The following is a 12925-nucleotide window of genomic DNA, read 5'->3' on the forward strand; positions in this document are numbered from 1 at the left end:
AACCCGGATATTTCATAAACTGCCCCGAATATCGCGAAGGACTTTGTCGCTCTAAGGGATTTTGTGAAGGAGCGCCGTACCGGGGAGTACGGTCGACTGAGCAAAACTCCCTTAGAGCGGCAAAGGACAAGCGAGATCGGGAGCACGTTTATGAAATATCCGGGTTAAACATCCCGGCAATACTCAGCGTAATCTCTTTAATCTCCTGCACACTGGCAGGTACCACAAGAATGGTGTCATCCCCCGCCACACACCCCATAATCCCACCTTTTACGCCAATAGAGTCCAGGAGCCTGGCGATCATCTGGGCGGCACCCGGGCTGGTTTTGATCACAATCATGGACTCATTATGGCTAACGTCTTCTACCAGATCTTTTACCGCAATACTGGAATCCATCTTGCCCAGCTCAGGAGGCAGGCAGTAAACCAGCTCATTCAATGCATTGCGCGCCCGGACCGCACCAAAACGGCTGAGCATGCGCGATACCTTGGACTGACTGATATTGTCAAACCCCTGCTCCTGCAGAAGAGTCACCATCTGGCCCTGGGAGCCGCAGCGCTCTTCTTTAAGCAACTGACGGAAAGAGCGAACCAGGGCATCCTGTTTTTGGCTAGTCATAGTCGTCAAATAACCTTCCAGAAAAAATGCTGCTTTCAGGGTTATCCTTTATCGGAAAATCCTGAGTAATGCAGCATTTTTAATCAATCATATATCCAAAAACCAGCGCAACCTTCGATTTTCCACTTGCTGGATGTGTTCGAAGGGTGAGCGTTATAAATTGGCGACAATTATAGACCCTTACCTTTGCAATATGAATTTTTATTCATTTTTTTGTTGATTTTATCCAATCAGTACTGGACAATTCAGCCATAAATTTCAACCGGCAATAAGAAGATTCAGGCAATGGGCATCGCAGTACAGAGCCTCAGCAAATCCTTTGGTGGCCATCAGGTACTGAGGGACATCAGCTTCAGCATCAGTAAAGGTGAAACAACGGTATTACTGGGTTCCAGCGGAGCAGGAAAAAGTACGCTATTACGCATGCTGAACCTTCTTGAGAGTCCGGATCAGGGCACTCTCAACATAGCCGATATGGAATTCAGTTTTCCACAAAAAAAGCACCAGAAACCATCATCCTCGACTGCAGCAGCAAAAGCCTGCCAGCTGCGACGCAAAGTCGGCATGGTTTTCCAGCAGTATCATCTGTGGCCCCATATGACGGTTCTGGAGAACCTGATGGAAGCGCCTGTTCAACAGGGTATGCCCAAAGCAGGGGCCAGAGACAAGGCCATGGGACTGCTGCAACGGATGGGGCTGGCGGATAAAGCCAACGCCTGGCCCGCTTCCCTGTCCGGTGGCCAGCAGCAGCGGGTAGCCATTGCCCGGGCGCTGATGCTCTCTCCGGAAGTATTGTTGTTTGATGAACCCACCGCCGCACTGGACCCGGCCATTACCAATCAGGTGGTGGCCATTATCAACGAGCTGCAGGCGTCTGGCATTACCATGGTAGTGGTCACCCACGAAGTGGACTTTGCCCGGAAAATCGCCAGCCGCGTGGTCTATCTGGAAAACGGGGAAATTGTCGAGGAAGGGACTGCTGAACGATTCACCGCCCCACAAACCCGTGCATTTAAACGTTACCTGCAACATTAATTCAATCGCAACCAACAACCCATTGCTTTCAAGAACCAGCTGTCATTAAGGAAAGCCCGATGAAAAAAATAATTGCCACTGTCGCCCTGGCCAGTACTGCCTTCGCCTCCCTGTCTTTTTCCGGGATAAGCCAGGCGCAGGACACCATTCGTTTTGGTATGGAGGCGACCTATCCTCCTTTCGAGTTCTTTAATGAACAGAATGAGCTGACGGGTTTTGACGTTGAACTGGCCAATGCCATCTGCGCCGAACTGGATGCCACCTGCGAGTTCAACAACCAGCCGTTTGACAGTTTGATCCCCGGCCTGAAATTCCGTCGCTTTGATGCCATCATTTCCGGCATGGATATCACCCCGAAACGACTGGAACAGGTCGCCTTTACCCAGCCCTATTATGAAAACTCAGCCATCTTTGTGGCTGGCATCAACAGTGATGTTAAAGAAGCCAAAGATCTGAAGGGTAAAACCGTCGGAGTACAAAATGGTAGTACCCACCAGGCCTATCTGATCGACAAACTGGAAAAACAGGGCGTGAAAACCCGCCCATACGACAGCTACCAGAACGCCTTGCTGGATATGACCAATGGTCGGGTTGATGCCGTGTTTGCCGATACGGCGGTTGCCCGTGAGTGGCTGGTTCAGCAGGGCAAAGATCAATACCAGAGCGTGGGTGAAGAAGTGAAGGATGCCAATTACTTTGGCATCGGCATGGGCATCGCGGCCCGTCAAGGTGACCCCCTGGTGGAAAAACTGAACACGGCGCTCACTCAGGTAAAAGAGAGCGGTGTTTACCAGCAGCTGCATGCCAAGTATTTCAACTCTGCACAGGTGAGATAACTGTGGGCCTGACCACTCTCTTCGCCAAAGCAACCGTGATGACCCTGGGCCTTGCCCTGTCATCACTGGTTCTGGGCCTGTTAATGGCCGTCGCTTTTTCCCTGGCCGAACTCAGCCGCTGCAAACCCCTTGCCCTCGCCACCAGCACCCTGGTTGCCATATTGCGTGGGCTACCGGAAATCCTGGTGGTGTTTTTCGTCTACTTTGGCTCAACCCATGCCCTGTTCCTGCTAACGGATGAGTTTATTGAAGTCAGCCCGTTTGTTGCCGGTACCCTTGCCCTGTCGTTAATTTATTCGGCCTACGCCTCACAAACCCTGCGCGGCGCTTTTATGGCGGTCCCCAAAGGACAGACCGAAGCAGCGGTAGCACTGGGGATCAGCCGCAGCCATTGCTTTTTCCGCATTATCCTGCCGCAAACCTGGCGTCACGCCCTGCCCGGTCTGGGTAACCAGTGGCTGGTACTGCTGAAAGATACGGCGCTGGTTGCCCTGATTGGTGTCAACGATTTACTGCTCCAGGCCAGGATGACTGCCGCCAGTACCTATGAACCATTTACCTGGTATGGTGTTGCCGCCCTTATTTACCTGGCAATTACCCTGGTCAGCCAGCATATACTGGAACGCATGAAATCCCGATCTAATCGACACCTGACGTCCAGTAACGGCGTGACAGAAATGCCCGTTGACAAACCAGTCAACCCCGGTGAGGCCACCGCATGAATATGGACTATTTACCCGAGCTGCTGAAAGGTCTTGGCACCACACTGGAACTGACCCTGGTCAGCCTGTTTACCGGGCTGGTGCTGGCCATCCTGTTCACCCTGGTGCTTGCCCTGAAAGTGAGGCCGCTGACCTGGCTGGTCAAACTGCAGATTCTGCTGTTTACCGGCACGCCATTGCTGATCCAGATATTTCTGATTTATTACGGTCCGGCTCAGTTTGACGCCATCAGAAACAGCGTTCTCCGGCCCTGGTTAAGCCAACCCTGGTTCTGCGCCATGTTGGCCCTGGCACTGAACTCAGCCGCCTATTCTACCTTGTTATTCAAGGGAGCCATTGATGCCGTGCCAAACAGTGACCGGGAAGCCTGTATGGCGCTGGGCATGACCAACAGACAGGCACTGCTGCGGGTCATCCTGCCCCATGCCGTGCGCCGGGCACTGCCCGCCTATGGCAATGAGGTCATTCTGGTTATGAAAGGTTCGTCCCTGGCCAGTACCATCACCCTGATGGACTTAATGGGCTATGCGGCCAGACTGAACGCACAAACTTACGACACATTAACGGTGTTCACCATGGCTGGCCTGATCTATCTGGCCATGACGGGCGTTCTGACAGTACTGATCCGGTTTATGGAACACAAAGTTCTGGCGTTTAGCCGCTGATTCTTTGGGTAAAACGCCAATTCCGACAACCCCTGTTTGATTTTTTTGCAGATCCCGGCCTGCTGGCTACACTTGTCGGTGGTCATCCAGGCCATGTTTACCTAGGAGGCTGTCCGAGAATAGACAGCCCTACTGCGGCTAAGCGTTATTACCCGTACACCACGTTCACCCTGAGCGGAGTCGAAGGGTGCTTGGCACGATCTATCAGAGTCCGGAGTTTCCGCCCTTCGACAAGCTCAGGACGAACGGTATGGGTAACAGCGCTTAGCTGCACTAGGTAATACACGGTTGGCGTCCACAGGTAAAACATTACGACAACGTCACACAGCCTGGCTAATAACGTTCATTAATAAAACAGTCAGGCACACCGGATACATAATTGAGCAATGATCAAATTATTGAGCTGTCTGGTACCATTTATCGTTATCATCAGCCATGAGCTGTCCGCCAATGGCAATCAAACTGACATTGAAAGTCATATTGAAAACCATCTTGAAAGCCATATCGAAGGCATCGACACCTTTTACGGAACCATATCGTTTAAGGCCATGGCAAATGATCAATCCCGGCTACTCTCTTCCCTTCTGGCCCACCCGGCAGTCAACAGGCTGAAACATATCAACCAGTATGGCCCCATACAGATGGTGGACTCACAGGGCAGTAACAATGAACCCTACTCCCGTTACGACCATTCTCTGGGTGTCTTCTATTTACTCAACCGTTTCGGAGCCCCCTTCCCGGAACAGGTCAGCGGTCTGCTCCATGACTTGCCCCACAGCACCTTCAGCCATGTGTCTGACTACCTGTTTTCTGACAGCTCAGCAGGCAACCCGGACTATCACGATTCACAGTTCACCAACTTTGTGGACAGACACAGCATTACCCCGATCCTGAACAGACATCACCTGTCGTCTGAAACCGTCCACCCCAAAAAAAATCCCTCGTTTACCCGACTGGAACGGCCACTACCAGACCTTGCTGCTGATCGGCTTGATTATATAGTGCAGGGCGCTGCCAGACGAAAAAAGCTCACCAGACAACAGGTCGATGCTATCCTGGCAGACCTGTTCTTTGACCCGTTATCGCAACACTGGTATTCCAAAAGCCTGGAATCCGCGCGGCTGACCGCCGATGCCAGTATTGAACTGAACCGGCATATTTTTGTTACCGCCTGGGGACGGGTTCTCTATCTCTGGACAGCCGATGCCCTGAAACAGCTGGTCAGGGCAGGAGAACTCGGGGCCGATGATCTGTTTTTTACCATGGGTGACGATCAGGTCTGGCAGAAAATACACCAAAGCACCTTGCCCGGTGTACGCACATTAGCCGGGCAAATGCTGACCGCCTGGCATAAGGTGCATGAGGTCACCCATCCCGGGGCAAACACCATAACGTTTGAGAATGTCCGTTGTCGCATTGTTGACCCAAGAGTAGCAACCATCAGTTCCGGCAATGCCGTAACCAGCTGGCTGCGTGTTTCCGATATCGAACCATCATTCAGGGACCGTTACCTTACCGAACTCAAGCGCTGCCAGCTTTTTTATGCTGAGGTCGAGCCATAATCAAAAAAAAGCAGCATGATGCTTATTCCATATGCTTCTGCTCAGTGATTTCCGTGAACCGCCTGCCCAGCGACCGGGCAGATGCAATCCAGATTGCGAAGAAACAGAGAACAATCACCGCAACATAGGGCGCAATGGCAGACAGTGACCCCAGCACCACCATCAATATCTGCTGTATCAATGAACCCGTGGATTTCCCGGTGGGATTGCCAATAATATCCACTGCCGCCTTGCCCTTTACCTTCTGTTCCGGCGTCAGGGGGATATAACTCATCTCCTTGGTGGGGTCGAACAGGGCGTATTTGGTCGATTTACTCAGAATATTCTGAATTGCCCCCAAAATCACCGTCAGCATTAACGGGGCAATCCCCAGGGAGAGTATCAGGCTTTCAGGCAACCAGTCCCGGAACAGGACAAAACAGAAAAACAGGGACCCGGTGACCAATAATATGACCGGCGTGCACAGCGCCGCGAATGTCCAGCCGAAATACCGGATCACATTATTGGTGAGAAACAGCATCATAAAGATCGTCACCAACCCGGTGCAGGTTGAAAACAGCCCCATAAACTGGTTGTAATTATTCGGGTCCGGAAACTGCATACGAAGCTGATTTTTCCAGGTAACCTCCACCATGTTGATGCACACCCCGTAGCTGATCACCAGCAGGGCAATGCACAGGAGATATCTGGAATGAATAATCATTTTCAGGCTGTCGCGCAGGGACAGGCTCAGTTTTTCATTAGCTGGCTCATGGGCACCCAGCTGATGGTATAAGCTGGGATCACTCAGGACATAACGGTTTATCCACCAGTAAATCAAAATAATCAACGCCCCGCCCAGCGTCAGAACCGCGGTCATCAGATTAAGGGAATACCCCCAGCAATCCACACCTTCCGGCAGGTTCTCCCTGACTCCGGAGGCAATATAGACAAAATAACCTGCCGTGGGCAGCGCCAGATTGCCCATCATGCCAAACAGGGCATAAAACCGTTTTGACTCGGCAATGGTATTGATATGGTTGGCAAATCCCCAGAACAGCATCGACAGGCAGACACTGCCCCACAACTCCGACATGACATAAAACAGAGAGAAGGTCCAATTACGCATCACCGCAATCAGCCCCTTGAACCCCGGTGGTAAAACACTTTGCAGATAGTCCGATGTATCATGAAAGTGCAGGGTATCGCGGTTGGGATAGAGCCAGAGCGCAAAGAAAACAAAGAACAGGATAAATGTGGTAATCACCAGGTAAAAAAGTGTATTCCTTCTCACCAGGTTACTCATGCGCGAATAAATCAGGGTAAACCCGATAGCAAAAGGGACATTAACCCAGAGTTTCAGAAATGGGATAATCTCGGCACCGGAACCGGCACCGGTGACCACCAGGGTATCTTTGGTGTCCCTGAGAATCGTATAATTAAAAAGAATAAGGTAAAACATCAAAATCATGGGGATAAGCTTTTTCAGCTCATGACTGTGAACCGGCCAGAACCGTTTCCGCCATTTGCTGAACTCAGGATCAGAACTCATTCAGAAACCTCCGAAACAGATAACCTCGCCCCTTTAATACGGCCTAAAATAAGCCGAAGTAACAAACACGGAAGTCCACTATCAGCCTGAAAACCTGTTCACGAGCCAGATGCAGCCCATTACCGGCGGGAGGTTGTCAAAGAGAATTGACTCCCTGACCTCTCTGTTCAACCCTGAAACAACAATAGAAAAATAATGGTTATTTCATTCAATTACCAGTTTCAAAAAAAGAACGAAATAAAAAACTTTATAAGTTGTTACATTCGGACAAACAAATCAACAAAACCCTAAATTCAGGAGAAAAAACTCCCATTGAATCATCGTTCGCTCTTATAAAAAAATCTCTTATAAAAAAAATCAAAACATAAATAACAAATATTTATCACCACCAGGCGCATTACAGCCTATTTTGAGTGGTTAGATATTTATCACTCCGGTTTCTTATCTCAATGAAAACAGGTTATTGCTACTACCGTATTCTTCTTATGTTTTTATGCCTGTTAATGGCAAGTTTGCTGCCATATTCCGGTACTAGCGTCTTTGCAGCGGTTCATCAGGCTGAAACTGACCGGCAGAAGCAAGCGGAGCAAAGCAAAAACGGGGAGATCAGTCGTCTGGTGAACACTCTGAAAACGGCGGTTGCCTGGGGCCTGGTGCCATTAAGTTCAGAAATTGCCCTGAACATCAGTAAAAATTATTTAAAACAGCATAATTACACCTTTCTCCAAACCTTACTGAAAATCCACGGCAGTAATATCCGGCGTTCAACCAGCCAGCATTTGACCGACAATCTCAGCGCCCGGCTGGAGAGCCTCAGTTACAAAACGCTGTCGGACGAACATCTGAAAAAGCAGACCGATGATCTGCAAACCGATCTCCTGTTCCGTTCTCTGTTTACCTTTTCCATTCTCAGCATGAATGCCCAGAAAGCGAGAAAAACCTATTTCCGTCTGCAGGACATTCTGGACAACATCGCCTCCACCGCCAGACTCGCTTTGACTGATGGAGATTATGACCGGGCCAGTGCCATGATCGCCCTCGCCGTACAGACCATGGTTTACATTCATCCCGAAGCCAGGGCCAGTGACGGAGCTGACAGCATCAGGACCCATTTCAATTACCATATTGACTGGTCCGATATTCCGGAGTTTCGCAACGACATCCAGCGCCATCTGCAGACCATGGATCCACTGGTCCGACGCTCAACATTGATTAACCTGCGTTACTGCGATCTCCTGAACCAGTGGCAGATCAGTTATCAGGACTGCAGCGACTTTGAAAACGGTGCCATAGAGGAACTGGAGGGCATGGCCATCATGTCCGAAAAGGGAACCAGGCCCGGGGTCATCCAGTCCGTCCTCAAGGGGGTTCCTGAGCACTACATCAGAAACGCCATTTTCATTATGGGGGTCTCTGTGCCGGCGGTACTGCTCCATTTCCTGGACAAAAAGAAGACACCGGTGGTCTACACCGTGGTGGACCATTTTGCCAGGGTAACCGGGATGGCAACCACCAAAGCAAACATTGAACGGTTCTCCTCCAATTCCCGCCGCAGCCTGGAAAACTGGGGGGCCATTGATACCGGCAAAGGCAGTTCGACATCGCCCACCGGGGAATTCGCCAACCATTACTTCAACACCCTGCAAAAAAATGCCACCGCCATTCTGGCCGAACAGCCCAACTTTGCCCGCTCCAATGCCCAGCGCGCCCTGGAGGCCCTGGTGGTCAACCTGGCAGAAGCTTTCAACCTGCAGCGGGTCGATGACGACCAGGCCAGCGCCGGTTTGCTGGCCGCAGCGCTGGTTCAGCATTACCGGGAAAACGTTGAAGTTACCAATGATGACAGCCTGATCCGTTCAACCCTGCTGGCCTTCCGGCCACTGTATCGTCAGGAACTGATCCCTGAAGTCGTGGCAGCCCTGGAAATACTGGAACCTGAATACAAAACAAGTTCAAAGGTGAGGCGTTGGTATCAGCAGCAACTGACCACCTGGTTCAGGCTTTCCTCCCCGGATGGTTCAGCACAGGATCTGCCGGAATTCCCCGATATACCATGGATCAGCCAGATTCCCCAACTGCCTTCCGGGAAACCACGGCCACGGGCCCCGAGCAAATCCTGGTATCAGAGCTACCTTCCGGACAAGGAAACCATATCCACGATCACCATCCAGGGTACTGCCCTGGGCTATTCAATACTGGTGGCCATCCTTGAACCCCTGACTGTCAAGCGGCTAGTGGCTGGCAATCCTCCCTACTGGAATCTGGCGTCTTACTACCTGTTGACCTCCATGTTCGAATTTGGCCTGCGTTCCCTGGGCGAACCGGCCATTGTGCACCTGCAAACGGTGATCAAAAACGGGATTGGCAGCACCACGGGCATTCTGTCTTCAGAGGATAAACAGATCCAGGACGAGCTGGCCAACAAAGTCAATGCCCTTAACCGCAAGCTCAGCATTGAAGCCCAGACCAGCCGCTCATACCGTGCCACACTGGAAGGCCTGCTCACCCGTTACTGGAGCCTGTCCAGTCATCTGCTGGCTCACCCGGAACATTATCCACAGTCCCGGGCGGCGGCCACACTGGCCCTGGCTGCTTATACCCAGCGTTATTTTCACGCCGAATTTACGGAAGACAACCTGGTGATGAAAACCCTGGCAGTAGCACGACTGAACCCAGCCTTTGAGATACTCAGGGAGCAGGGTGACATTGAACACTTTACCCGGCAGGTTTTCGCTGCCCTGAAAGCCCTGGATCCGGCATTTGCCAAACAGGACATCAGCAATATCTACCTGAAAATGCTGCAAGGCTGGGGCCTTAAACATGACATACAGATGACAGCCAAATCACAAGATGTGCTGGACACGTGGGCATCTTATGGTGATTACCTGCTGGCAGCCGTGGGATTCTCAACCCAGGCCATGGTGAAAGCACTGGTCCATGACGAAAAAACGGTGGATGTGATCAGCCAGTCGATGGCGCATTTTTTTGTCAATATTTTTGAATATGGTACTACTGACTCATTAAGAAAGAAGATTTACGCCTGGTCCCGGCTGAAGATGCTCAATGTCGTCTCCTTCTACCCGGAGGAAGAGATGGTTGGTGTCAATTTTGCCAACCAGGAAATGACCGACTCTTTTCGCCGCCAGAAATTCTATTTTGGCAAACCGGAACTGGATATGCGGACGCAACTGATCCAGATCATTACCTCTATCGCCAACAGCTATTATCAGGCAATCATAGCAATCGATGCTGACCGCCAGAGTGATAATGTGATCGATCAGGAAACACTGGATAATGTGGAAAACCTGGTGACCCTTACCGTTCTCCGGCTGGTTCTGTTTGCGCCGGACCTGGCAGCCGATGACCTGTATATCCTGCAATCGATCAGCATACTTTCCCTGCCCATCAGGGATGAGCTGCTTGCCATGCGTGAGCCAATCATTGCCAAAATAAAAACAGCCCTTGATTCACTGAAGGTTGATGACAAAAGCGTGATAGAAGACTGTAAGAATAAAGCTATATTGATTATCGATAACTGGCTTCAGCCGCCTCTGCAGAGTACCTTCCCGGACATTGCATCTGAATAACACCTTGTTTAGCTGCAAAGCCCCTGCGGTAACCTGTTTTTTTGTTTGAGCCCCGGCTTTTCCTGACAAGGCACAACGAAAAAACGTAAGTTGTTACCACTTTCCATAATCGGCACTGTTACTAAAAAAATGGTTCACCCAATGTTCACCAGCGACCTGTCTACCGAATCAACTCTCAGCCCCAACATTACCAGGCATAGCCTGAATGGCCTGACCATTCTGAAAATTCAGAGCCGTGAATGTGAGGCGGCAATATCCCTCCACGGGGGCCATCTGCTTCAGTACAAACCGACCGGGCATCAGGACGTTATCTGGCTCAGTAAGAAAGCAATCTTCTCACAAGGCAAAGCGATACGTGGTGGCGTTCCTGTCTGCTGGCCCTGGTTTGGCCCGGCCAGTGCGCCTTCGCACGGGTTTGCCCGAATCAGCCCCTGGCAGTTGCTGGATCATGGGGAAAATGAACAGACCGTTACCATTCGCCTGAAACTCTGTACCTCCGAACAGACCCGAGAGATCTGGCCCCATGATTTCAGTGCCGTTCTCACCTTTACCCTGGGAGCAACCCTGCGCATAGACCTGGAAATGATCAACACCGGTGAGCGCCCCTGGCAATGGAGTGGTGCTTTGCACAGCTACTTCAATATTGCCGCAACCACCGAAACCTGGATTACCGGTGTCGGCACTTCCTACCTTGATAGCCTGCAAAATGGTCTGCCCTGCGAAACCTCAGAAGCCCTGATCATCAATCAACCCATTGACCGGATTTATAACGCCCCGGATGCCAGCATCGCAATCCATGACCGGGGTAATCAACGCATTATCCATGTTGTTAATGCCGGTCATAACTCCGCCGTTATCTGGAACCCATGGAAAGAAACCAGCAGAAATATGGGTGATATGAACGACGATGGTTATGAGACAATGGTTTGCGTTGAGGCAACCCGCTATGCGAAGGATCAGGCATCGGGTGCATTGTTGATGCCCGGTGAAAAAAATATATTGAGCACTGAAATCAGTGTTACTTCTGATAAATAACCATCCGAAAAGTGAAACCTTATTCAGAGTATTTCCCGGATTGAGCGCTATGTTGTTTCCGGTATTAAGGTATCGTGGGAACCGGTAGGCGATCAGGAGTCAGGGCAACGACGCATCGATAATAATTCTGCTTTTTTTGCATCAGCTGCTGACTCTCCTTTTTTCCTCGCTTCTTTTTCACTAAAGCCTTTGTTTAGCGCTGATCTATAGGCGTTTGACTTGGCATTTGAAATGGCCCTGGTCACCTTGCCTTTAACGGTTGCGGCGTATCTGGCATCTTTTTTGGCTCTGGCCGCCTTGCCTTTATCGGATGCGAAGTATTTGGCTCTGGCCGCTTTGCCTTTATCGGATGCGAAGTATTTGGTATTGTATTCGCGCTTGGCCGCCGGGCCTTTCCCGCACTCACGGTAAGCCTTCTGGACAGCCCTTCCTTTCACAGTCTTACGGTAAGCCTTCTGGGCAGACCTTCTTTTTCCTGGCGCAAAGGAAGCCTTCTTTTCATCGGTCTGCTGGTGAGCTACTGAGAGCGTGAGGGGCAAAGGCTCAACAGAACCGGACGATTCAGGCGCGTTAAACTCAGTGGTTTCCGTTGTAATTTGCTCATGTGTGTCTTTAATTAAAGGATCAATCATAGCAACTGGACGTGATGATGGCTGAGAACAACTCAACAATGAATTGCTCAGGGGAAATTTCTGAGCTATTGGCTGAACGTTTGTCAAGGTTAAATCTGTGAATGCAGAGTCATCATCTACAGGTTCACGGGAAAAATCACAAGATAAAGCTTGGTCAAAGTCTTCCAGAGACAGTTGAGGTAACACTGACTCATTTTCAGGGGATGGTAATTGAGAAATTGAAAAATCATCAAGCGAACGAAGAGAAGATGGCATGCCCTGATTCATCATACCCTTCCTTAAATATTCATAATGTAATGAATGACGTGTCTGGATAGAACAGCCCGTCAAACCTGGCTTTGAACTGGAAGAGCCAGAGGGTACTAAAGGTGATTCTGGAGGCTCCTGTAAACAGGAAGAAACAGAAAAGAAGTTTGAGCCAGCGTTACATCTGTCCATTGGATTATTGCATTATTGAATTATTGAATTATTGAATTACCGCTTAAGACCGACCCTTGATTATAAAAGTTCCTCCTTGACCCCAAAAGTAGATTAAAGGTCAGTGATTTAAACTTCATCATAAATCAATATCTATTAAATAATCCATTGAAAAACAGTGTTTTATTGATTTGAGCACACTCTATGCATAAAAACTCAAACCGCTTTCTCCTGCAAGATATTTCATAAGCATTTACTATGACCACAAACAACAACGTCAGCAA

The 12925-nt window shown here is 50.1% G+C and carries 10 protein-coding genes; 7 read left to right on the forward strand and 3 right to left on the reverse strand.

Annotated elements, in window-relative coordinates:
• Positions 1–148: 148 nt before the first annotated feature.
• Entirely contained in the window at positions 149–619 is a 471-nt protein-coding gene (argR, locus tag ACO6UX_RS14940) for a transcriptional regulator ArgR (protein ID WP_422448871.1), read from the reverse strand.
• Between the two features lie 285 nt (positions 620–904).
• On the opposite strand from argR, the gene ACO6UX_RS14945 reads away from it, so the two are divergent.
• From ACO6UX_RS14945 to ACO6UX_RS14965, 5 genes are all read left to right on the forward strand, one after another.
• Positions 905–1654 carry an ATP-binding cassette domain-containing protein gene (locus ACO6UX_RS14945; RefSeq protein WP_422448873.1) on the forward strand — a complete coding sequence of 250 codons (750 nt, stop codon included), beginning with the start codon at positions 905–907 and terminating at the stop codon, positions 1652–1654.
• A gap of 59 nt (positions 1655–1713) precedes the next feature.
• Complete coding sequence (locus ACO6UX_RS14950; protein WP_422448875.1) at positions 1714–2490, forward strand: transporter substrate-binding domain-containing protein; 777 nt, start codon at positions 1714–1716, stop codon at positions 2488–2490.
• A 2-nt stretch (positions 2491–2492) separates the two neighbouring features.
• Entirely contained in the window at positions 2493–3212 is a 720-nt protein-coding gene (artQ, locus tag ACO6UX_RS14955; RefSeq protein ID WP_422448877.1) for an arginine ABC transporter permease ArtQ, read from the forward strand.
• 2 nt (positions 3213–3214) lie between these two features.
• Positions 3215–3877 (forward strand): arginine ABC transporter permease ArtM, encoded by a 663-nt coding sequence (gene artM, locus ACO6UX_RS14960; RefSeq protein ID WP_422448879.1) that lies wholly within the window; start codon positions 3215–3217, stop codon positions 3875–3877.
• A 386-nt stretch (positions 3878–4263) separates the two neighbouring features.
• Positions 4264–5439: a hypothetical protein gene (locus tag ACO6UX_RS14965; protein ID WP_422448881.1), complete on the forward strand. Its 1176-nt coding sequence runs from the start codon at positions 4264–4266 to the stop codon at positions 5437–5439.
• Positions 5440–5461: 22 nt separating this feature from the next.
• On the opposite strand, the gene ACO6UX_RS14970 is transcribed toward ACO6UX_RS14965, so the two are convergent.
• Positions 5462–6970, reverse strand: coding sequence for an NTP/NDP exchange transporter (locus ACO6UX_RS14970; RefSeq protein ID WP_422448883.1), 1509 nt, complete (start codon positions 6968–6970; stop codon positions 5462–5464).
• A 449-nt stretch (positions 6971–7419) separates the two neighbouring features.
• Between ACO6UX_RS14970 and ACO6UX_RS14975 the strand changes: the two genes are divergently transcribed.
• Together ACO6UX_RS14975 and ACO6UX_RS14980 are read left to right on the forward strand one after the other, a co-directional pair.
• The gene (locus ACO6UX_RS14975; RefSeq protein ID WP_422448885.1) at positions 7420–10557 is read left to right on the forward strand and encodes a hypothetical protein; all 3138 of its coding nucleotides are present in this window, start codon (positions 7420–7422) and stop codon (positions 10555–10557) included.
• Positions 10558–10698: 141 nt separating this feature from the next.
• On the forward strand, positions 10699–11592 hold the full coding sequence (locus ACO6UX_RS14980) for a D-hexose-6-phosphate mutarotase (RefSeq protein ID WP_422448887.1): 894 nt from the start codon (positions 10699–10701) through the stop codon (positions 11590–11592).
• 92 nt (positions 11593–11684) lie between these two features.
• Here ACO6UX_RS14980 and ACO6UX_RS14985 read toward each other — a convergent pair whose 3' ends face one another.
• A complete protein-coding gene (locus tag ACO6UX_RS14985) occupies positions 11685–12224 on the reverse strand; it encodes a hypothetical protein (protein WP_422448889.1) in 540 nt (179 codons plus the stop codon).
• Positions 12225–12925: the final 701 nt, after the last annotated feature.

Source organism: Endozoicomonas sp. ALB091 (genome assembly GCF_049310265.1).
Classification (GTDB): domain Bacteria; phylum Pseudomonadota; class Gammaproteobacteria; order Pseudomonadales; family Endozoicomonadaceae; genus Endozoicomonas.

Bases quoted from the DNA above. Each gene is read 5' to 3' on its own strand.
- ACO6UX_RS14945 (WP_422448873.1), top strand. From the start codon at position 905: ATGGGCATCGCAGTACAGAGCCTCAGCAAATCCTTTGGTGGCCATCAG.
- ACO6UX_RS14950 (WP_422448875.1), top strand. From the start codon at position 1,714: ATGAAAAAAATAATTGCCACTGTCGCCCTGGCCAGTACTGCCTTCGCC.
- artM (WP_422448879.1), top strand. From the start codon at position 3,215: ATGGACTATTTACCCGAGCTGCTGAAAGGTCTTGGCACCACACTGGAA.
- ACO6UX_RS14980 (WP_422448887.1), top strand. From the start codon at position 10,699: ATGTTCACCAGCGACCTGTCTACCGAATCAACTCTCAGCCCCAACATT.
- ACO6UX_RS14965 (WP_422448881.1), top strand. From the start codon at position 4,264: ATGATCAAATTATTGAGCTGTCTGGTACCATTTATCGTTATCATCAGC.
- ACO6UX_RS14985 (WP_422448889.1), bottom strand. From the start codon at position 12,224: ATGATTGATCCTTTAATTAAAGACACACATGAGCAAATTACAACGGAA.
- ACO6UX_RS14975 (WP_422448885.1), top strand. From the start codon at position 7,420: ATGAAAACAGGTTATTGCTACTACCGTATTCTTCTTATGTTTTTATGC.
- argR (WP_422448871.1), bottom strand. From the start codon at position 619: ATGACTAGCCAAAAACAGGATGCCCTGGTTCGCTCTTTCCGTCAGTTG.
- ACO6UX_RS14970 (WP_422448883.1), bottom strand. From the start codon at position 6,970: ATGAGTTCTGATCCTGAGTTCAGCAAATGGCGGAAACGGTTCTGGCCG.